Genomic DNA, 24,040 nt, shown 5'->3' with positions numbered 1-24,040 from the left:
TGTCCAACCTAATACATAACTCCCTACTTCTCCCGTAAATGTTGCATCAGGATCGTTAATGTTAGAAAAAGTTCCCGTACCACATGTACTACTTCCTGATATTGACCAAGTACCTGAATTTCCTGTACCTGGATCGTCACAGGTTATACAGCCCGATGGAGCAATATATGAACCTTTAGCTACATTTTGATTAGCAGTTTTAGAGTTGTCATAAGCGTTTAATTGTACAGTATTTGAACCACATACATCTGGACCTAATGTAATATTGTTACCTGCATAGGAGTAACTTACATTTACATCTGCTAATGCTGTACCTGAAGCATCATAAGATCTACAACCGTCAACTAATACAGTTGCACCATATTGATGTTTTCAGGAGCTTCTGGAGTTAGTGTAAATGAAGTTTCTAAATATCCGTTTGCGATGGAAGGAGTACCTGGGTTACCAATTCCATCAGTCCATTCAATTGCATCAAGTACTGGTTCTACAGGAATGGTAATACCATCAATTGCCCATACACTTTTGTCAGAAGTTCCATGAAAAGTCCATCTTGCTCTTACTTTGGTTTGACCTACATAAGGGGTTAAGTCAAAAGAAGAATTATCGTTTTTAAAATTATATTTTGTTGCACTTGATCCTGTTCCTGCATTTCGTGGACTAGCCCAATCCCATGTTTTTGGACCTGTAAAAGATTGAAGTGTAATTGGATAGGTAATACCTCCATCAAGAGATAGTTCTAGTTTCATATAGTCACCTGAAACTAAATTATATGCTTGATCGAAATCAAGAGAGGCTGCGCTCATGTTTTTTAGACTAAATATTGGAGTTTCCAATTTAGTTTCGCCATTATAAATTTGTGGATTATTTTTTTTGATCCAATCCGAAGAATAATCTCCTTGTGCGATCCCAAATTTTGGATCTCCAGAATCATAGGTAATTGTTCCAAAAGGATGAGGATTTGTTCCAGCCCAGTTTGTGTCTTTTGTAGCGTTTCCATTTGCCGTCCAGTAGGTTGCAGAAGCTTTTCCATCAATTCTCCAAGAATCATCATTGAATTTGTCCGGGAACTGTCCAGTTCCAAATTCCCCGCCTTTTCCAGCAATTGCATCTTCTTGAATGGTATATCCTCTTCTAGCTACTAAATTTACGCTTTCATTCAAGCAAATGTTAAACACACTTTGATCTAATACGGGTGGTTGATCCGCTGGTAAAGCTCTAACATAAAAACTAGATGAATATTTATAACAAGTTCCAACTTTAATCAAGGCTCTAAAATAGGTGGATTCAGTAGTTGCAGGATAAAATGTAACAGTATAATTATTAGCTGTGTTTGCTATAGATACCCAAACACCATCTCCCACTTCATATTTTTCCCATTGTACAATTGTACCAGTTTGTCCAGTCAAATTCATTTTAATTTCATTTCCACCACTTGAACAAGAGGTAATATTTACTTCAGTACTTGCTGTTCCAGCTCCTGCAGAAGTTAAATATCCTTTCATTGTTCCTCCGTTAATTGTTTCGGACGTCATCGTTAAATTTTGATTTTGTGTAGAAACATTTCCTGTTGCATCAGTAAAGCTCCAAGTGATTACAGTGTTACCCAATACGCTATATGGAAATTGAATACTTGGAACCCCAGTAATAGTTCCATTACACGCATCAACAGCTGTAGGATATGTGATTTGGGAACTCAAAATCTCACAACCTGTATAATTTATATTTGGTAAACTTGCAACGCTTGGAACTGGAGCAACGTTGTCTATAACAGTAACAGATTGCGAAATATTTTTACTGTTTCCCGCTGCATCTGTAAAATTCCAACTAATTACATAGAATCCTGGTGTAGAATATGTATAAGGTATTGTAATGTCACTTGTTGTTCCAGTTATAGTCCCACAATTATCAGGAGATGTAGGTGCACTTGATATTGTTACTGAACAACTTCCTGAAAGAGCTGGTAAAGACGATATTGTTGGTGCTTGATTATCTATTACTGTAATCGTTTTAGAACTTGAAATTGAGTTTCCAGAAGCATCAGTTACCGTATAGTTAATAATTGTTACGCCTTTATTAAATGTATATGTTCCTACTTGTCCTGAAGTTAAAGCTTTTGAAGTTGCACCAGTTAAAGTATGGGCTATTGTAGATCCTGTACAATTATCCGTAAATGAAGCATCAGTAACAGTTACTGATGCAGTACAAATTCCAGTATCGGTATTTGCAGTTTGATTAGAACCTGTTGATATAGTTGGAGGAGTGATATCACTTATAGTTATTGTTTTAGAATCAGTTGTCGTATTTCCTGATGCATCAGTCGCTGTGTAATTGATTGTTGTAACACCTTTATTAAAAGTGTATGTTCCTACTTGACCAGAAGTTAATGCTTTTGTAGTAGCACCCGTTAAAGTATAAGAGATAGTTGCTCCAGAACAATTATCAGAGAAGCTCGCATTTGTAACTGCAACCGCTGCAGTACAAACACCAGTATCGGTATTTGCCGTTCGGTTAGTTCCAGCAGTTAAGCTTGGAGGAGTTACATCATTAATGGTAATAGTTTTAGAACCAGTTGTTGTGTTTCCAGCTGCATCTGTTACGGTATAATTTATAGTAGTAACCCCTTTGTTGAAAGTATAGGTTCCAACCTGTCCAGAAGTTAATGTTTTTGTAGTTGCACCTGTTAGGGTATATTTGATTGTTGAACCAGCACAGTTATCTGAATATGAGGCATCCATCACAAGTACTGATGCAGTACAAATTCCAGTATCGGTATTTGCAGTTTGATTAGGACCTGTTGATATAGATGGAGGAGTGATATCACTTATAGTTATTGTTTTAGAATCAGTTGTCGTGTTTCCTGATGCATCAGTAGCTGTATAATTTATTGTTGTTACTCCTTTGTTAAAAGTGTATGTTCCTACTTGACCAGAAGTTAATGCTTTTGTAGTAGCACCCGTTAAAGTATAAGAGATAGTTGCTCCAGAACAATTATCAGAGAAGCTCACATTTGTAACTGCAACCGCTGCAGTACAAACACCAGTATCGGTATTTGCCGTTTGATTGGATCCTGCTGTTAAAACAGGAGCCGTAGTATCTTTAGCGGTAATCACTACAATTTTAGAATCGATATTACCAGCTAAATCTGTAGCAGTCACAGTTACATTAATAGTTCCGTTGTTTACCGCAGCTTGAGTAGTTCCAGCAGTAGGACTTTGAGAAATAACAGTTCCTGCACAATTATCAGTCGCTGAAGATCCATCTACAAGATTCGGAATAGTCACCATACAACCACTATCAAGGGTTACATTTTGATTGGCTTCTGCTGTTAAAACAGGAGTCGTAGTGTCTTTAGCGGTAATCACTACAATTTTAGAATCGATATTACCAGCTAAATCTGTAGCAGTCACAGTTACATTAATAGTTCCGTTGTTTACAGCAGCTTGAGTAGTTCCAGCAGTAGGACTTTGAGAAATAACAGTTCCTGCACAATTATCAGTCGCTGAAGATCCATCTACAAGATTCGGAATAGTCACCATACAACCACTATCAAGCGTTACATTTTGATTGGCTTCTGCTGTTAAAACAGGAGCCGTAGTGTCTTTAGCGGTAATCACTACAATTTTAGAATCGATATTACCAGCCAAATCTGTAGCTGTCACAGTTACATTAATAGTTCCGTTGTGTACAGCAGCTTGAGTAGTTCCAGCAGTAGGACTTTGAGAAATAACAGTTCCTGCACAATTATCAGTCGCTGAAGACCCATCTACAAGATTCGGAATAGTCACCATACAACCATTATCAAGGGTTACATTTTGATTGGCTTCTGCTGTTAAAACAGGAGCCGTAGTGTCTTTAGCGGTAATCACTACAATTTTAGAATCGATATTACCAGCTAAATCTGTAGCTGTCACAGTTACATTAATAGTTCCGTTGTTTACAGCAGCTTGAGTAGTTCCAGCAGTAGGACTTTGAGAAATAACAGTTCCTGCACAATTATCAGTCGCTGAAGACCCATCTACAAGATTCGGAATAGTCACCATACAACCACTATCAAGGGTTACATTTTGATTGGCTTCTGCTGTTAAAACAGGAGCCGTAGTGTCTTTAGCGGTAATCACTACAATTTTAGAATCGATATTACCAGCCAAATCTGTAGCTGTCACAGTTACATTAATAGTTCCGTTGTGTACAGCAACTTGAGTAGTTCCAGCAGTAGGACTTTGAGAAATAACAGTTCCTGCACAATTATCAGTCGCTGAAGATCCATCTACAAGATTCGGAATAGTCACCATACAACCACTATCAAGGGTTACATTTTGATTGGCTTCTGCTGTTAAAACAGGAGCCGTAGTGTCTTTAGCGGTAATCACTACAATTTTAGAATCGATATTACCAGCCAAATCTGTAGCAGTCACAGTTACATTAATAGTTCCGTTGTTTACAGCAGCTTGAGTAGTTCCAGCAGTAGGGCTTTGAGAAATAACAGTTCCTGCACAATTATCAGTCGCTGAAGACCCATCTACAAGATTCGGAATAGTCACCATACAACCACTATCAAGGGTTACATTTTGATTGGCTTCTGCTGTTAAAACAGGAGCCGTAGTGTCTTTAGCGGTAATCACTACAATTTTAGAATCGATATTACCAGCCAAATCTGTAGCTGTCACAGTTACATTAATAGTTCCGTTGTTTACAGCAGCTTGAGTAGTTCCAGCAGTAGGACTTTGAGAAATAACAGTTCCTGCACAATTATCAGTCGCTGAAGATCCATCTACAAGATTCGGAATAGTCACCATACAACCACTATCAAGGGTTACATTTTGATTGGCTTCTGCTGTTAAAACAGGAGCCGTAGTATCTTTAGCGGTAATCACTACAATTTTAGAATCGATATTACCAGCCAAATCTGTAGCAGTCACAGTTACATTAATAGTTCCGTTGTTTACCGCAGCTTGAGTAGTTCCAGCAGTAGGGCTTTGGGAAATAACAGTTCCTGCACAATTATCAGTCGCTGAAGACCCATCTACAAGATTCGGAATAGTCACCATACAACCACTATCAAGGGTTATATTTTGATTGGCTTCTGCTGTTAAAACAGGAGCCGTAGTATCTTTAGCGGTAATCACTACAATTTTAGAATCGATATTACCAGCCAAATCTGTAGCAGTCACAGTTACATTAATAGTTCCGTTGTTTACAGCAGTTTGAGTAGTTCCAGCAGCAGGACTTTGAGAAATAACAGTTCCTGCACAATTATCAGTCGCTGAAGACCCATCTACAAGATTCGGAATAGTCACCATACAACCACTATCAAGGGTTACATTTTGATTGGCTTCTGCTGTTAAAACAGGAGCCGTAGTATCTTTAGCGGTAATCACTACAATTTTAGAATCGATATTACCAGCCAAATCTGTAGCTGTCACAGTTACATTAATAGTTCCGTTGTTTACAGCAGCTTGAGTAGTTCCAGCAGTAGGACTTTGAGAAATAACAGTTCCTGCACAATTATCAGTCGCTGAAGATCCATCTACAAGATTCGGAATAGTCACCATACAACCACTATCAAGCGTTACATTTTGATTGGCTTCTGCTGTTAAAACAGGAGCCGTAGTATCTTTAGCGGTAATCACTACAATTTTAGAATCGATATTACCAGCCAAATCTGTAGCTGTCACAGTTACATTAATAGTTCCGTTGTTTACAGCAGCTTGAGTAGTTCCAGCAGTAGGGCTTTGGGAAATAACAGTTCCTGCACAATTATCAGTCGCTGAAGACCCATCTACAAGATTCGGAATAGTCACCATACAACCACTATCAAGTGTTACATTTTGATTGGCTTCTGCTGTTAAAACAGGAGCCGTAGTGTCTTTAGCGGTAATCACTACAATTTTAGAATCGATATTACCAGCCAAATCTGTAGCAGTCACAGTTACATTAATAGTTCCGTTGTGTACAGCAGCTTGAGTAGTTCCAGCAGTAGGACTTTGAGAAATAACAGTTCCTGCACAATTATCAGTCGCTGAAGACCCATCTACAAGATTCGGAATAGTCACCATACAACCACTATCAAGGGTTACATTTTGATTGGCTTCTGCTGTTAAAACAGGAGCCGTAGTATCTTTAGCGGTAATCACTACAATTTTAGAATCGATATTACCAGCCAAATCTGTAGCAGTCACAGTTACATTAATAGTTCCGTTGTTTACAGCAGCTTGAGTAGTTCCAGCAGTAGGGCTTTGGGAAATAACAGTTCCTGCACAATTATCAGTCGCTGAAGACCCATCTACGAGATTCGGAATAGTCACCATACAACCACTATCAAGTGTTACATTTTGATTGGCTTCTGCTGTTAAAACAGGGGCAATATTATCAGTAACCGTAACCGTATATGAGCAAGTAGCAAAATTACCAGCTGCATCTTCAACTCTGTAATTTACAGTAGTCGTACCAAGATTAAACAGTTGAGTTCCTAAATTGTTAATTCCTGTTGCAGCAGAAGCCCCCGTAGTAGCACCAGTTAAGTTCCAAGTCAATTTGGTAACGGCACAGTTATCAGCCGTAGTAGGATTGCTAGTAGTTACAGAAGCTGTACAAGTTCCCGCGCCTACATTTGGAGTTAAATTACCAGAACAAGAAATAGTAGGGGCAATATTATCAGTAACCGTAACTGTTTGATTTGCTGTAGCCGTATTTCCAGTAGTATCAGTGACAGTCCAAGTTACCGTAGTATTACCTATTGGGAAAGCTAAAGGTGCATCATTGGTTACTGATGCGACTCCACAATTATCTGCCGTTAGGGGAGTTCCAAGACTCACACCTGTAGCAGTACAATTAGTATTTGTAGTTGTGTTAACAGTAGCAGGGGGAGTGATTGTTGGGTTAGTAGTATCAGTAACATTAAATGTTCTCGTTTCTATATTTGTTGCTGAAGCTTTTGTTGTGATTTCAAGTGTTACTAAATATTCTCCAGATTTACTTGGGGTAAAAGATGTTGAAGTAGTATTAGCACTAGTTGCTAAAGTTCCTGAGGCTATTATAGAAAAAGTTTCATCGGGTAATCTCAATATCCATTTATAAGTAACACCTGTTTCTGTTCCAGTGTATCCTCCTGTTAGATTTATTAATGAACAAGTATTAATATTTGTAGGGTTTGTTATTGGATTAGAAATAGTTGCATTTACATTACCGCCTGCAGCAACAACTTCTCCAAAAGTATATACACCTGCGCCCCCACCTACACAAGCTGCATATTTATTTGATCCAATGTATATCTCATCGTTATTAGTGCATTTACCATTAATCATTCCAGAATTCTCTAGGGTAATAACTGCATATGAGGGTAGATTTAGACGAATCTTGTTGGTGTCAAAATTTAATATACCACCATCAATGTTTATTGATGGTGTCGTTAAAGTTATTGTATTAGGATTTGGACTTGGACTTAATTTTAAGGTTCCATTTACAATAACTGCCCCTATGGAGGAAGTTGATAAATTTGTTGCTATTGTAATAGTATGTGTTGAAGCAACGTTTACAGCATATGTACCAGGGTTTTGACCTGGATAGTTTGTTGCTATTGACCAAACAGAGCCATTCCATACCTGCCATGATGATGCAGAACTCCAATCTCCATTTGAAACAGATTTATAATCGCCAAGATTCTGTGAAAAAACAGAAAATGAGATTAAGAGTAAGAATATAAAATTTAAGTATTTTTTTTTCATAATATTCACTTGTAAAATATTCAAAATGCACTGTAAGTCTTTTGTTTTTTTAAGTTTACAGTTGTGTGAAAATGTTTATTATAGTGGTATTATTTGTATAATTCAATAGATTACTTAATTCATATATAAGTTTCTTATCTTAATTTTAAAGGTTTTGTTAATAGTGGTTTGGTTTAATCAAGCCAAAAATAACAAATTCAAATCTCTTTTTAGATTTTTTTAACCTTTTATCGATTAAAGACTTTAATAAAACGATTAAAAACTTATTTGTTTTCGTAATCTTTTTTTTAAATTATGTTAATAATAATTTAGATTGTAAAAATAAATATTTTATTTAATTTTATCGATAAAACTGCATAAAATACCGATAAAATGCATTATTACGTAAAAAAGAAGCTCTAAACTTACAAATAAGATGTGTTTATTTGCTTGATTTGTTCATTTTTTTTTAATTTGGTAAAAGTTTGATTGTAAGTGTGTTATTTTTTTCTACTATTTTATATTCTAATCTATACCAGTAATTAATTATACGTAAAAAAAAGATTAACGGTTTTAAATTTGATGCATAAAAAAACGTATCCTATGAAGAATACGTTTTTAACTAAATTGAAAAGAATTTTATATAATAAGATTTCAAGTTTCTTTACAAACTACTTGATAATGACCTTCGTGTCAAGGCTACTATGTGAAGTTTTTGTTTTCACTATATATACCCCTGAGCTTACCTTTTTCAAAGGTAGCACAATAGTTTCTTGATTCGTTTTTTCAATCCCCCAACTTTTTATAATTTGGCCTAATGAGTTAAATAATGTTACTTTTTTTACGATATCATTATATATATAATTATTAATATTGATGCTGTATGACTCTTCAGAAAAATAAACTGTAATACCTTCTTTTATTTCCTTATCCTCAGTATTTACAATAGTTTTATTTTCGAAACGCAAACTAAATCGATCGGTATATTTTCCAGCAGGAAGTGATATTGTGAAGTCATTTGCTCTTAAATCATGATAAAGGTTGGTTACATTATCATGAATGTATATAGCAATTTCATTAGAGATGTTTTCCAAATTATCAATTTTGATTTTTGATTCCCCTTCATTTGTAACGGTCATTCCGAGTGGAACTATTGAGTTTTTGTCAAAATCAGGAATCCCTTGAATTACAAATGGACTATCGTTAATAATCCAATACAAATCATCAATGTTCAAATCAAACATTGGAGCATCGTAACCTAAATCAAAATTCGAAGTCGTGTTGTTGTCGCTACCAATTAATAATTGTCTGTATTTTCCAGAAGTAGAAAGGTAACCAAGTCGAATTTTTGCTCTTGTATCTGTATTAGCTTTTATTGTAGTTTTACCAGAGGCAGTTGGTTTCATAAAAACCGAATTTGGATTTCCTTCTCGCATAAATGCTCGTTGGCTATTTTTAAATACTAATGGTCCTCCCTGAACAGTATTAGTTGTGCCAATGATAGAAGGTTCTAGATAAGCATCTACAAAGAAACCTTGAGCAACAGGAATGTATCTGGCAGGTGTTTTTGTTCCAGTATTTCCACTTTGGGAATTTAAGTCTCCATCTACAGTGGCAATTGTTCCACCAATTAGGGTATAAGTAGCATATCCGCCCTCATATTCAGCTAAATTATGATTTCCTGTAATTCCCAAATGATCCCAGAAATACAGTGCGCCATTGAAAGTATTGACTGTTGCTCTACAACCCGAACAGTCTTTTAAATTGTCTTTAATAAATTCATCTGCGTCCAGTGCAGAGGGATATGGGTTCCCTACTAAATAGGTTTGTTCATAAGGCAAACCTAAAGTGATGGTTCCTGAATTTGGTTTTCCTGTAAATACATAATTTTGTGTACTTGTAAGTGGAGCAGTTCCTCCAGTTCCTTTCATAGTAAAACCTTCTCCTGTATTTAAGGAACCATAATTATAGATGTGATTCCATAAGTAGTAATTATCCAATTCTGAATTAGAGGCTAATGTTTTAGAATTGTAGGACCATACCCATCGGGTGCTTATTTTAATAGGACTTTCTACAGGTCCGTCAGCATAAAAAGCATTGCCGTCAAACTGGATTACTTTTGGATTTGAGGATGTTGTACCATCTCTTAAAACACCATTTAAGGTATATGGTGAGTTATTCGCATTTCCTCTAATGCTTACAGGGGAAGTCCAATAGTTATAATTAAAACTATTTTTTTTACCTTGTTGGTCACGTTCAATATATCCAGTACTAGCTTCTTCAAATATACTTTCGCTGAATTGGGTCGGGAAACTATAATATCTCTTTTGTAGCAATTGTGATTCACCTATTAAATCGATGAAGCCATTTAATTTTAAATAATGGGTAATCCATAACATATGGCCTGAATTTGTTTCGTTTAAAGTCCCAGGTGCATGTACATCAAGTTGAGTCCCAGTATGCATTACGAAACCTAATAAGGTAATGTCGTTGTCATCATTGTTTAAGTTGTTCGAATTAACTACAATATTCCAATCAATTGGGTCGCCATTCACTCCAGTGCTGTTTGGATAATCCCAAACGGTACTACCATGTAACCATGGCGTAACTCCTGCAGTTCGATTTTTCCAATTACCATTTCTGATGGTGGTATAAGGAATAGGAGCCGTTTGGTCTTCGGCAGTAGTAATGTTTCGTAATTTCCCTTTAGTTGTTCCTTTATTTGGATTTAAATAACCACAACTGATGTTGTTCATTTGGTAATATCCTAGTAAATTGGTAGTCCATAAAAGTCCATATACATCTATAGGAATAATTGCTCCTTGTACATTACCAGCAACGGTAGGACTGGAAATTATTTCTTGATTCATCATTTGATGGAGCTGATCTAAATTTAAATCCGTATTCCAAATTCGGAGTTCATCAATCCAACCATGGAAATAATTCACAGGTTTGTTTGGAGGGGTACCCGTTTGATCCATTGCTCCAAGAATACAATCCATAGTATTTATAGTGGGTTTGACACCAGCCACACCAGAAGGATTGCTTACTTCGATACCATCAATAAATAATCTATAAATACCGCCATCAAATGTTACAGCAATATGGTACCATCTGTTAGTGGATATAGGATAATTTGAAGTTATGGAACCAGCATTATTCCAATTAAATGAAACGATATTCCCTGTTAATTTTAAATCATACCCAGTTGCTAGATTGTTAGCATTTCGTTTAGAAAATATAGTTTGTGTTCCTGAAACAGAATTTGGTTTCACCCAAGCTTCAATCGAAAATTTATTGGTTAAATTATAATTGTCTTTAAAGGTAACATTGTCGTTAACTCCGTCGAAATCAATTACATCGCAATTTGTAAAGGTGATTTGTACATCATCAGTACAGCCTCCCGTAGTCCATGTTAAAACGTATACCCCAGCTTCTCCAGTAAAGGTTGCATTTGGATCGGTATCATTTGAAAAAGTACCCGTTCCGCAAGTACTTGTTGTTGATTTAATAGTCCATTTTCCAGTAGCACCTGTGCCAAGATGGTTTCCAGGTTGGTAATTATTGTCGAAAGCACCTTTTGCTATGTTTTCATTCGCAGTTTTTGTATTGTCATAAGAGTTTAGACTGACACTATTGTTACCACATTCACCAACTAAGATAGTTTGATCTTTTCCAGCATAGGAGTAATTGACATTCACAGTAATATATACGGTGTTCTGTGGGGTGATATCATACACACAACCATTAACAAATGAAGTTACTGCAAAGTTATGGATCCCTGGTGTGGTAGGTGTTTCTGAATAGGTAGTTGCTGTACTTATAATATTTTGGTTTTCATCGGTCCATACAATATCTGGTCCAACAGGAGGTGTAGGTAATTTTATATTGTCTAACGCCCAGGCACTATTTACTGTTGTTCCTTTGAAAGTGAATTTTACTCTTAAATCTTGTTGGCCTACATAATCAGATAAATCAAAAGAAAATTTTTGAAGGGGATTAAATATGGCAGAAGCTGTTTTTCCTATTTTACTAAAAAGAACAATGTTGTATGTCACTCCTCCGTCAAGGGATAGTTCTATTTTACCGTAATCATTTACTTCTAAATTCCATGCCATATCAACTTCAAATACAGAAGTTGTAAGTCCATAGGTGTTAAATCTTGGTGTTTCTAATGTGGTATTGTCTCTAGTTCCACCATAATAAGTGTTTAATAAATCTCCATTGGCTATTGCGAATTTTTTATCAAGGGAGTCATAAAATATAGGGTATGTTCCAAAAGGGTGTCCGTTTGTACCCGCCCAATTGTTTGGTTTTGTATTATCAGCAGAGGCAGTCCAGGCGTTACCAACAGCAACACCATCCAAACGCCATTTGTCAGGGTTGGTCTTATCTGGGAATTGCCCTGTGTTAAAATCTCCACCTTGTATGTTTTGTCCTGTTGCAAAACCACTTGTTGCTGTAAATACGGTCGTATCACCTAAGCACATAGTTGTTTTTGAAACAGTAACTGGAGTAGGCTTAATATCTTGTGGTACCACACTTACTGTTACAATATTAGAATAAGCAACACTACAGATTCCACTTTGTATTACAGCTCGGTATATTCTTGTTTGCGGAATGCTTGAATAGGCATGGCTATTAGTGGTGTTACTGATAGTTGTCCAATTTGCACCACCATTTGTAGAGTATTCCCAACGAATAATAGTTCCAACTTGACCGTTTAATACGATTAAACCATCTGTGGATTCACAAGCAATAAGGTTTTTGCTGTATACAATTGGGTTGTTGTATGGATTTCCAGATTGGTCGGTTGCATAACCAGTTAAATTTCCACCAACTGAAACAGGGTCAACCGTAATAGTGAATGTTTTGGTAGGTCCAGTACAATTTACACTACCATTATTAAAATTTGGAGTAACAACAATAGTTGCTATAACAGGAGATGTTCCTGTATTAGTTGCTATAAAAGAAGCAATATTTCCAGTTCCAGAAGCTGCTAAACCAATTGAGGTGTTGCTATTAGTCCAAGAATAAGTTGTTGTACCGCCAGTATTATTGGTGCCAAAAGATACTAAAGTTGAAGTGCCGCTACAAACGACTTGATTAGTAGGTTGATTGACTTGAGCTGTTGGGTTTACAGTTATGGTAAATGTTTTTGTGGTGCCCGTACAAGTAACACTCCCGTTGTTGAAAGTTGGTGTAACTGTAATTGTTGCTATAATAGGAGAAGTACCTGAATTAGTAGCCGTAAATGCTGAAATATCAGAACTTCCTGAAGCACCAAGTCCAATTGAAGTATTGTTATTAGTCCAAGCATAAGTAGTTGTACCACCAGTATTAGTTGTTCCAAAAGTCACTAAAGTTGTTAAGTTTCCATTGCAAACTACTTGATTGGTTGGTTGATTAACTTGAGCCGTTGGATTTACAGTGATGGTAAATGTTTTTGTAGCCCCCGTACAATTTACACTTCCGTTATTGAAAGTTGGTGTAACAACAATAGTTGCAACGACAGGGGTTGTACCCGAATTAATTGCTGAAAAAGCAGCAATATTTCCTGTTCCAGATGCTGCAAGTCCAATTGAGGTGTTGCTATTAGTCCAAGAATAGGTAGTTGTACCACCTGTATTATTGGTTCCAAATGCGACTAAACTTGTTGAACTGCCATTACAAACCACCTGACTTGTTGGTTGATTAACTTGGGCGGTTGGATTTACGGTTATAGTAAATGTTTTTGTAGGTCCAGTACAATTTACACTTCCATTATTGAAAGTTGGTGTAACCGTAATAGTTGCTATGATAGGGGATGTCCCTGAATTAGTTGCAGAAAAAGCAGCAATATTTCCTGTTCCGGATGCGGCAAGTCCAATTGAAGAGTTGTCATTAGTCCAAGAATAGGTAGTTGTGCCACCCGTATTATTGGTTCCAAAAGACACTAAGGTTGTTGAACTGCCATTACAAACCACCTGGCTTGTTGGTTGATTAACCTGGGCAGTTGGATTTACGGTTATAGTAAATGTTTTTGTAGGTCCAGTACAATTTACACTTCCGTTATTGAAAGTTGGTGTAACAACAATAGTTGCAACGACAGGGGTTGTACCCGAATTAATTGCTGAAAAAGCAGCAATATTTCCTGTTCCAGATGCTGCAAGTCCAATTGAGGTGTTGCTATTAGTCCAAGAATAGGTAGTTGTACCACCTGTATTATTGGTTCCAAATGCGACTAAACTTGTTGAACTGCCATTACAAACCACCTGACTTGTTGGTTGATTAACTTGGGCGGTTGGATTTACGGTTATAGTAAATGTTTTTGTAGGTCCAGTACAATTTATACTTCCATTATTGAAAGTTGGTGTAACAGTAATTGTTGCTATGATAGGGGATGTCCCTGAATTAGTTGCAGAAAAAGCAGCAATGTTTCCTGTTCCGGATGCGGCTAAACCAATTGAAGTGTTGTCGTTAGTCCAAGAATAGGTAGTTGTGCCACCCGTATTATTGGTTGCAAAAGAAACTAAAGTTGATGAACTTCCATTACAAACCACCTGATTTGTAAGTTGATTAACCTGAGCAGTTGGATTTACGGTTATGGTAAAAGTTTTTGTAGGTCCAGTACAAGTAACACTTCCGTTATTGAAAGTAGGTGTAACAACAATAATTGCAGTAACAGGAGTTGTCCCCGAATTAGTCGCTGTAAAAGATGAAATATCAGCACTTCCTGAAGCTGCAAGTCCAATTGAGGTGTTGCTATTAGTCCAAGAATAGGTTGTTGTACCTCCTGTATTATTGGTTCCAAAAGTCACTAAGCTTGTTGAACCACTGTTGCAAACCACCTGATTTGCTGGTTGATTAACCTGAGCGCTTGGATTTACAGTTATAGTAAATGTTTTTGTGGGTCCTGAACAATTAAGACTTCCGTTATTAAAAGTTGGCGTAACCGTAATAGTTGCTATAACAGGAGTTGTTCCTGAATTTACAGCCGTAAATGCTGAAATATCAGAATTTCCAGATGCCGCAAGTCCGATTGAGGTGTTGTCATTAGTCCAGGAATAGGTTGTTGTACCTCCTGTATTATTGGTTCCAAAAGACACTAAATTTGTTGAACCACTGTTACAAACCACTTGATTTACTGGTTGATTAACCTGAGCGGTTGGATTTACAGTTATAGTAAATGTTTTTGCAGCCCCTGTACAATTTACACTTCCGTTATTAAATGTTGGCGTAACCGTAATAGTTGCTATAATAGGAGTTGTTCCTGAATTTACAGACGTAAATGCTGAAATATTAGTGCTTCCCGAAGCGGCTAAACCAATTGAAGTGTTGTCATTAGTCCAAGAATAGGTTGTTGTACCTCCCGTATTATTGGTTGCAAAAGAAACTAAAGTTGTTAAACTACCATTACAAACTACCTGACTTGTTGGCTCATTAACCTGAGTGCTTGGATTTACAGTTATAGTAAATGTTTTTGTAGGTCCGTTACAATTAGCACCTCCATTTGTGTATATAGGTGTAACAATAATTGTTGCTGTAACAGGAGATGTGCCTAAATTACTTGCTGTGAACGCAAGAATATTTCCCGTTCCAGACGAAGCCAATCCAATTGAAGCTGTGTCATTGGTCCAAGAATAAGTAGTCGTTCCGCTTGTGTTTGTTGTTGAAAAATTGATGTTTGAGGTACTATTACCGTTACAGACTACCTGACTTGTAGGTTGGTTAACCTGCGCGGTTTCAGTAACTGTTACAGTTGCAGTTGTCATACAACCATTGCTATTTGTGTAAGTTATCGTACTGGTACCTGATGTAAGACCTGAAACTAAACCAGTATTACTAATTGTGGCTACAGATGTATTAGACGATATCCAAGGGTTAGCAGCTGCTGGTGAAGCAGATCCAGCTAGTTGGGTGGTGAACCCACCGCAAATACTAAGATTGCCACTAATTGTAGGGTACGGATTAACAGTCAATACGCTACTAGTAGATGTTACTGAGGAACAGGTATAACCAATAGGCCCAGAAATAACAACATCGTAGTTCCCAGCATCTCCAGAGGATATATTATTTAAGGTTAAAGTTGACGTTGTGGCCGTTGAAGTTATTAATCCACCAATGTTAGTGCCATTTTTTCTCCATTGAAAAGTTAAAGGATCACCATTAGCATCTGCTTCAATGGTAAATGTTACATTCGAATCAATACAAAGTGATTTTGAAGAGGGTTGCGTTGTGATCACAATTGATTGGTCTACATTTAATGTTACTTCATTTGATGTAACTGAAGAACAAGGTGAAGCACCACTCACAATTACATAGTAAATGCCTTCATCAGTTAAGAATGCTTGACTAAATTTTAAAATATTTGATTGGGCACCCGTTATAAAAGCATTATTTGTAACCGCTGTGCCAGGGAAAGTTCCTTTATACCATTGATAACTAAGTCCATCACCACTAGCAACTACACCAAATTGTGCTGGGCTACTTGCACAAATACCAACATTTGAAGGTTGTGTGCCAATTGCTACTTTTTTATTAATACTTAAAACAGATGAATTTGAAGTTACGGGAGAACACGGACTAGTTCCCGTAACTATAACATTATAACTTCCAGCATCGGCAATTGAAAGGTTGGTTAATGTTAAAGTATTAGTATTCGCCCCAGAAATATTTCCACTATCAGCTAAATTAGTAGTACCTTTTCTCCATTGGTAGGTAAGACCAGTTCCCGTTGCTGTTACACTAAAGTTGGCAGTATCAGTTGAACAAGCTGTTTGAGAGGCTATAGGTTGGGAGGTTATAACTACAGCATCATTGACTATTAAGGCAGCGTTATTAGAAGTCAAAGCGCTACAAGGAGCAGTTCCAGTAATGACCACATTGTAATCAGCAGCTGCATCAGTAGAAACCAAAGGATTAATAGTAAGTGTATTGGTTGTTGCACCCGAAATAGTCCCGCCATTTGATAAATTAGTTGTTCCTTTTCTCCATTGATAGGTTAAACCAGTTCCAGTTGCAGTTACCGATATAGTAGCTGAATTTCCTGTACATTTGGTTTGAGATACAGTAGGTTGTGTGCTGATAGCAACAATTTGATTGACAACTAATATGCTACTAGAAGAAGTTACAGGAGAACACGGACTAGAACCAGTAACGATTACATTGTAACTTCCCGCATCAGATGTGGCAAGGTTGTTTAAAGTTAAAGTATTGGTAGTTGCACCCGAAATATTTCCACCATCAGATAAATTAGTAGTACCTTTTCTCCATTGGTAGGTAAGACCAGTTCCCGTTGCTGTTATACTAAAGTTGGCAGTGTCAGTTGAACAAGCAGTTTGAGAAGCAATAGGTTGGGAGGTTATAACTACAGCATCATTGACTATTAAGGCAGCGTTATTAGAAGTCAAAGCGCTACAAGGAGCAGTTCCAGTAATGACCACATTATAATCAGCAGCCGCATCACTTGATGTTACAGGATTAATAGTAAGTGTATTGGTTGTTGCACCCGAAATAGCCCCGCCATTTGATAAATTAGTTGTTCCTTTTCTCCATTGATAGGTTAAACCAGTTCCAGTTGCAGTTACCGATATAGTAGCTGAATTTCCTGTACATTTGGTTTGAGATACAGTAGGTTGTGTGCTGATAGCAACAATTTGATTGACAACTAATATGCTACTAGAAGAAGTTACAGGAGAACACGGACTAGAACCAGTAACGATTACATTGTAACTTCCCGCATCAGATGTGGCAAGGTTGTTTAAAGTTAAAGTATTGGTTGTTGCACCCGAAATATTTCCACCATCAGATAAATTAGTAGTGCCTTTTCTCCATTGGTAGGTAAGACCAGTTCCCGTTGCTGTTATACTAAAGTTGGCAGTGTCAGTTGAACAAGCTGTTTGAGAGGCTATAGGTTGGGAAGTTATAACTACAGCATCATTGACTATTAAGGCAGCGTTATTAGAAGTCAAAGCGCTACAAGGAGCAGTTCCAGTAATGACCACATTATAATCAGCAGCCGCATCACTTGATGTTACAGGATTAATAGTAAGTGTATTAGTTGTTGCACCCGAAATAGCCCCGCCATTTGATAAATTAGTTGTTCCTTTTCTCCATTGATAGGTTAGTCCAGTTCCAGTTGCAGTTACCGATATAGTAGCTGAATTTTCTGTACATTTGGTTTGAGACGCAGTAGGTTGCGTATTGATAGCTACAATTTGATTGACAACTAATGTACTATTAGAAGAAGTTACAGGGGAACACGGACTAGAACCAGTAACGATTACATTGTAACTTCCCGCATCAGATGTGGCAAGGTTGTTTAAAGTTAAAGTATTGGTTGTTGCACCCGAAATATTTCCACCATCAGCTAAATTAGTAGCACCTTTTCTCCATTGGTAAGTAAGACCTGTTCCCGTTGCTGTTACACTAAAGTTGGCAGAATCAGTTGAACAAGCTGTTTGAGAGGCTATAGGTTGGGAGGTTATAACTACAGCATCATTGACTATTAAGGCAGCGTTATTAGAAGTCAAAGCGCTACAAGGAGCAGTTCCAGTAATGACCACATTATAATCAGCAGCCGCATCACTTGATGTTACAGGATTAATAGTAAGTGTATTGGTTGTTGCACCCGAAATAGTCCCACCGTTAGAAAGTGGAGTTGTTCCTTTTCTCCATTGATAGGTTAAACCAGTTCCAGTTGCAGTTACCGATATAGTAGCTGAATTACCTGTACATTTGGTTTGAGACGCAGTAGGTTGCGTATTGATGGCTACAATTTGATTGACAACTAATGTACTATTAGAAGAAGTTACAGGAGAACACGGACTAGAACCTGAAATAATTACATTGTAACTGCCAGCATCAGTAGTGGCAAGGTTGTTTAAAGTTAATGTATTGGTATTAGCGCCAGAGATGTTTCCACCATTAGAAAGGTTGGTTAGACCTTTTCTCCATTGATAGGTAAGACCTGTTCCTGTGGCAGTAACACTAAAGTTTACAGTATTACCTGAACAAGCAGTTTGAGATGCTATAGGTTGGGAGGTTATAGCAACGGCATCATTAACTATTAAAGCGGCATTATTAGAGGTTAAAAGATTACAAGGAGCAATTCCAGAGACAACCACATTATAATCTGTAGCTGCATCAACAGAAGTCACAGAGTTAATAGTAAGTGTGTTGGTGTTTGCTCCAGTAATCGAACCTCCATTCGTAAGATTGGTAGTTCCTTTTCTCCATTGATAGGTTAAACCGTCACCAGTCGCAGTTGTGCTAAAGTTTACTGAATTTCCTGAACAAACGGTTTGAGTACTGACAGGCTGAGTGGTTATAGCTATCGCTTGGTTTACAACTAATGTAGCATTATTTGATGTTACCGAAGAACAAGGGCTAGCACCATTTACAATGACGTTGTAACTACCTGCATCAGATGTGGATACATTGGATAAATTTAATGTCGCAGTCGTTGCTCCTGTTATATTTCCTGTGTTTGTTAGGTTGGTAGTCCCTTTTCTCCATTGATACGTCAATCCTGTTCCTGTTGCTGCTACACTGAAACTAGCACTTGTTCCTGAACAAATTGTTTGATTATTAGTTGGTTGTGATGTGATTGTTACAATCTCATTGACGGTAACATTTACTGTGGCTGTTCCAGGAATATTGGGACAACCTCCACCTGATGGTGCATTGGTGGTTATAGTTAATGTAACAGAGCCAGTGGTTATAGTGGGAGTGTAAGTTGCACTAACTGTAATAGGATTTGTTCCAGATGTAACAATATTTGAAAACGTTCCTGAAGGAGCTGACCATGTTCCAGTTGCAGCATTTCCAGTTAAGGTTCCAACGACAGAAATTGAGCCATTAGAACAAACACTTTGTGTGCTTTGATTGACAGTTACTCCATTAAACGTATTAACATTAATTCTAGTTGTTTTGCTTCCATTACTTCCACATGGATTAAAAGCTTGAACGGTTATATTTTGATTGTTTCCAACCGTTGCTCCCGTACTTACGGATACCGTTATGTTATTTGTCCCAGCACCAGAAATTATTGTAAATCCAGCAGGTAAAGTCCAAGTGTAATATTGAGCATTGGCAACTGCTGTGGCAGAAATATCAATAGTACCTGGTGGACAAACTGAGGAAGGTGCTGATATAGGATTTCCTCCTGTCCAATTTGATGGATCACCAGTATATACCGTCGTTGCAATAGCATTACTAGTTACTGTTGCTGCAGAAGGACAGGTTGCATTTGAAGTCATATCTACGGTTACTACTTGACCGTTTGTTAAGTTTGTTCTAGTAAAAGTATTAGAAGTAGTTAATCCTCCTTGATTGACTCCGTTTATTTTCCATTGGTAATTTGGTGTGGTTCCTCCATTAACAGCTGTTGCTGTAAAAGTTACACTATTTCCACTACAAATGGTGTTGTCAGCATCACTTGAACTTATTGATACGGATGTGGTAAGAATAGGATTTACAGTAGCTAAAACGGCAGTTCTAGTTCCTGTTGTACATCCAAGAGCAGTGGCATCTGCATAATAAGTAGTGTTTGTAGCAATACTTGGAGTGATAAAACTGTTTCCTGTGCCTAAACTCGATCCTCCACTGGCCGCTGCATACCAATTGATGGTACCCGCTGATGCTGAAGCGCCAAGAGTAACTGTTCCCGTTCCGCATCGACTGTTTGGAGTTGTTCCCGTAATTGTTGGAATAGGATTTACAGTCGCTAGAACGGCAGTTCTGGTTCCTGTTGTACATCCAATAGCAGTGGCATCTACATAATATGTTGTATTGGTAGCAATGCTAGGAGTGATAAAACTTGTTCCTGTTCCTAAACTCGATCCTCCACTTGCTGCCGCATACCAGTTAATAGTACCCGCTGATGCTGTAGCTCCAAGAGTAACTGTACCCGTTCCGCATCGACTGTTTGGAGTTGTTCCAGTAATTGTTGGAATAGGATTTACAGTGGCTAAAACGGCAGTTCTACTGCCTGTTGTACAACCAATATCGGTAGCATCTACATAATAAGTAGTACTTGTAGTAATGCTAGGAGTGACAAAACTTGTTCCCGTTCCTAGACTTGGTCCTCCACTGGAGGCTGCATACCAGTTAATTGTTCCCGCTGATGCTGAAGCGCCAAGAGTAACTGTTCCCGTTCCGCATCGACTGTTAGGAGTTGTTCCTGTAATTGTTGGAATAGTATTTACTGTAGCTAAAACGGCAGTTCTGCTTGCTGTTGTACATCCATTAATATCTGTAGCATCTACATAATAAGTGGTATTTGTTGTAATGCTAGGAGTGACAAAACTTGTTCCTGTACCTAAACTTGATCCTCCACTGGCCGCTGCATACCAGTTAATAGTACCTGCTGATGCTGTAGCACCGAGGGTAACTGTTCCCGTTCCACATCGACTGTTAGGGGTTGTTCCCGTAATTGTTGGGATAGTATTTACAGTGGCTAAAACGGCAGTTCTACTGCCTGTTGTACAACCAATATCGGTAGCATCTACATAATAAGTGGTATTTGTTGTAATGCTAGGAGTGACAAAACTTGTTCCTGTACCTAAACTAGAACCTCCACTCGCTGCTGCATACCAGTTAATTGTTCCCGCTGATGCTGTAGCCCCAAGAGTAACTGTTCCCGTTCCGCATCGACTGTTAGGAGTTGTTCCCGTAATTGTTGGGATAGTATTTACAGTGGCTAAAACGGCAGTTCTACTGCCTGTTGTACAACCAATATCGGTAGCATCTACATAATAAGTGGTGTTTGTAGCAATGCTAGGAGTGATAAAACTTGTTCCTGAACCTAAAATTGGCCCTCCGCTAGATGCAGCATACCAGTTAATAGTACCTGCTGATGCTGTAGCACCGAGGGTAACTGTTCCCGTTCCACATCGACTGTTAGGGGTTGTTCCTGTAATTATTGGAATAGTATTTACAGTGGCTAAAACGGCAGTTCTGCTTGCTGTTGTACACCCAGTAATATCTGTAGCATCTACATAATAAGTGGTATTTGTAGTAATGCTAGGAGTGACAAAACTTGTTCCTGTACCTAAACTAGAACCTCCACTCGCTGCTGCATACCAGTTAATTGTTCCCGCTGATGCTGTAGCCCCAAGAGTAACTGTTCCCGTTCCGCATCGACTGTTAGGAGTTGTTCCCGTAATTGTTGGGATACTATTTACAGTGGCTAAAACGGCAGTTCTACTGCCTGTTGTACAACCAATATCGGTAGCATCTACATAATAAGTGGTATTTGTAGCAATGCTAGGAGTGATAAAACTTGTTCCTGAACCTAAAATTGGACTTCCGCTAGATGCAGCATACCAGTTAATAGTACCTGCTGATGCTGAGGCGCCAAGAGTAACAGTTCCTGTTCCGCATCGACTGTTAGGGGTTGTTCCAGTAATTGTTGGAATAGGATTTACAGTCGCTAATACGGCTGTTCTGCTTCCTGTTGTACATCCAAGAGCAGTGGCATCTACATAATAAGTTGTATTGGCAGAAATGCTAGGAGTGTCAAAACTTGATCCTGTGCCTAAACTTGGTCCTCCACTGGCAGACGCATACCAGTTAATCGTCCCCGAAGATGCTGTGGCAACAAGGGAAACAGTACCAATACCGCAACGACTGTTAGGAGTTGTTCCAGTAATTGTTGGAATAGGATTCACTGTAACAGAAATACCATCATTTGCGGGGTTTCCTGTTGTACAAGTTTCATTTGATGTCAATTCAACTGAAATGACATCTCCATTACTCAATGCAGAATTTGAATAGGTGGTACTATTTGTGCCAACATTAACACCGTTAAGTTTCCATTGATACAAAGGTGTTGTTCCTCCATTTGTAGGTGTTGCTGTAAAAGTAACATTAGTTCCTGCACAGAAATTTGTAGTAGTTGCTCCAATACTTACACTTACAGGCAAGTTTGGATTGGCAGTAACTTGGATGCCGTTACTAGTAAACGTTTGTGGAGATGCACAAAACTCTGATGATGTAACTTCTAGAGTGACAATGTCGTTATTGCTAAGAGAACTTGTAGTGTAAGTGTCTGTGTTTGAACCAACATTACTTCCGTTTACTTTCCATTGATAGGATGGGGCAATACCTCCATTATTTATGGTATTGATACTAAAAGTTACTGATGTTCCAACGCAAAAAACGGTTTGTGTAGCTTCTATTGTCACACTAGGCGTTAGAACAGGATTCACAGTCATCGTAAGAATGTTACTTATAACAGTTGCTGGTGATGCGCAGGTAGCATTGGAAGTCATTTCAACTTTAACTTGATTTCCGTTTGCTAATGTATTGGTTGAAAATGTAGGACTGTCGGTTCCTACTTGAGTTGCTCCAATAAACCATTTATAAGATGGGGTAGTGCCACCGTTAGTAGGCGAAGCTGTAAATGTTACATTTGTTCCAGCGCAAATGGAGTTCCCTGAATTGGAACTAATTGAAATACTAGGGGTTATTGTCGAATTCACAATAAATTGTGTGGCGCTGTTCCAAGTAGTAAATCCGTCAGAAATGGTAATGTTTCCAGTAGTAGCACCTGTAGGTAGCACAGCAGTAATTTGATTGTCATTATCAACGGTAAAAGAAGAAACATTAGTTCCGTTGAAAGCTACGGATGTAATTCCAGTGAATGTGTTACCTGTAATTATTACCGATGTTCCTGAGTTGTAACAAGCATTTGTAGGATTGAAATTGGTAATGGTTTGAGAATATAAAGTAATTCCACTAAAAGAGCTAATCATAAAGAATAAGAACATGAATAATGTTTTTATTCCAAATAATGGTTTATCTGTTTTTAAAGAAGTTTCGAAGTATTTTTTGTCCATATACCTACATTTAAAAATCAAACAGAATACCTAATATTATTTTGTACAATTATCAAAATAATACGTATGGGTTTTTTGGCTTAAATCGTTTATTTTAGTGGTATTTTATCTAATAAAAAAAACGGATACAACTGTTGTATTGCATAAATAATTTCAGGTAAAAAAATGTAATTAATTGCTTTTCAGTTGTTTTTGATTCTTAAATTTACTGCTTTTTTAGCTTTTATTGGTTGATTTTCAGTACTTTTCGATTAAAGTGATGGATATTTCGATGAACTACCTTTTTTTCGATTCATAATAAACAAATCTGGTTTTTAAGTATGTTTTGATATCACTAAAAAAAAATAGCGCTCTTTTTTATAGTAAAAGCGCTGTTAAAATAATTAAATAAATATGTCGTTTTACTGAAATAAAATAAAATTATTTCAACACAATAAGAATTTCTCCTAATAAGCTAAAAGGGTTAATTTATTTAAGGATTAATTTTTAGGTTTTAATGATCGCAAATTAGAG

At 37.5% G+C, this 24,040-nt stretch carries 2 protein-coding genes; both read right to left on the bottom strand.

Annotated elements, in window-relative coordinates:
• Positions 1-344 precede the first annotated feature (344 nt).
• Positions 345-7,724 carry an HYR domain-containing protein gene (locus tag ACNH59_RS01720; protein ID WP_418263735.1) on the bottom strand — a complete coding sequence of 2,460 codons (7,380 nt, stop codon included), beginning with the start codon at positions 7,722-7,724 and terminating at the stop codon, positions 345-347.
• A gap of 650 nt (positions 7,725-8,374) precedes the next feature.
• On the bottom strand, positions 8,375-23,527 hold the full coding sequence (locus ACNH59_RS01715) for an immunoglobulin domain-containing protein (RefSeq protein ID WP_418263734.1): 15,153 nt from the start codon (positions 23,525-23,527) through the stop codon (positions 8,375-8,377).
• Positions 23,528-24,040: the final 513 nt, after the last annotated feature.

It is taken from the genome of Flavobacterium faecale (genome assembly GCF_048320115.1).
GTDB lineage: Bacteria > Bacteroidota > Bacteroidia > Flavobacteriales > Flavobacteriaceae > Flavobacterium > Flavobacterium faecale_A.
Note: the sequence above shows the minus strand (reverse complement) of the source record. Positions and strands in the feature narration are given on the sequence as shown.

Coding starts and splice junctions, on each gene's coding strand:
- ACNH59_RS01720 (WP_418263735.1), bottom strand. CDS start 7,724: ATGAAAAAAAAATACTTAAATTTTATATTCTTACTCTTAATCTCATTT.
- ACNH59_RS01715 (WP_418263734.1), bottom strand. CDS start 23,527: ATGGACAAAAAATACTTCGAAACTTCTTTAAAAACAGATAAACCATTA.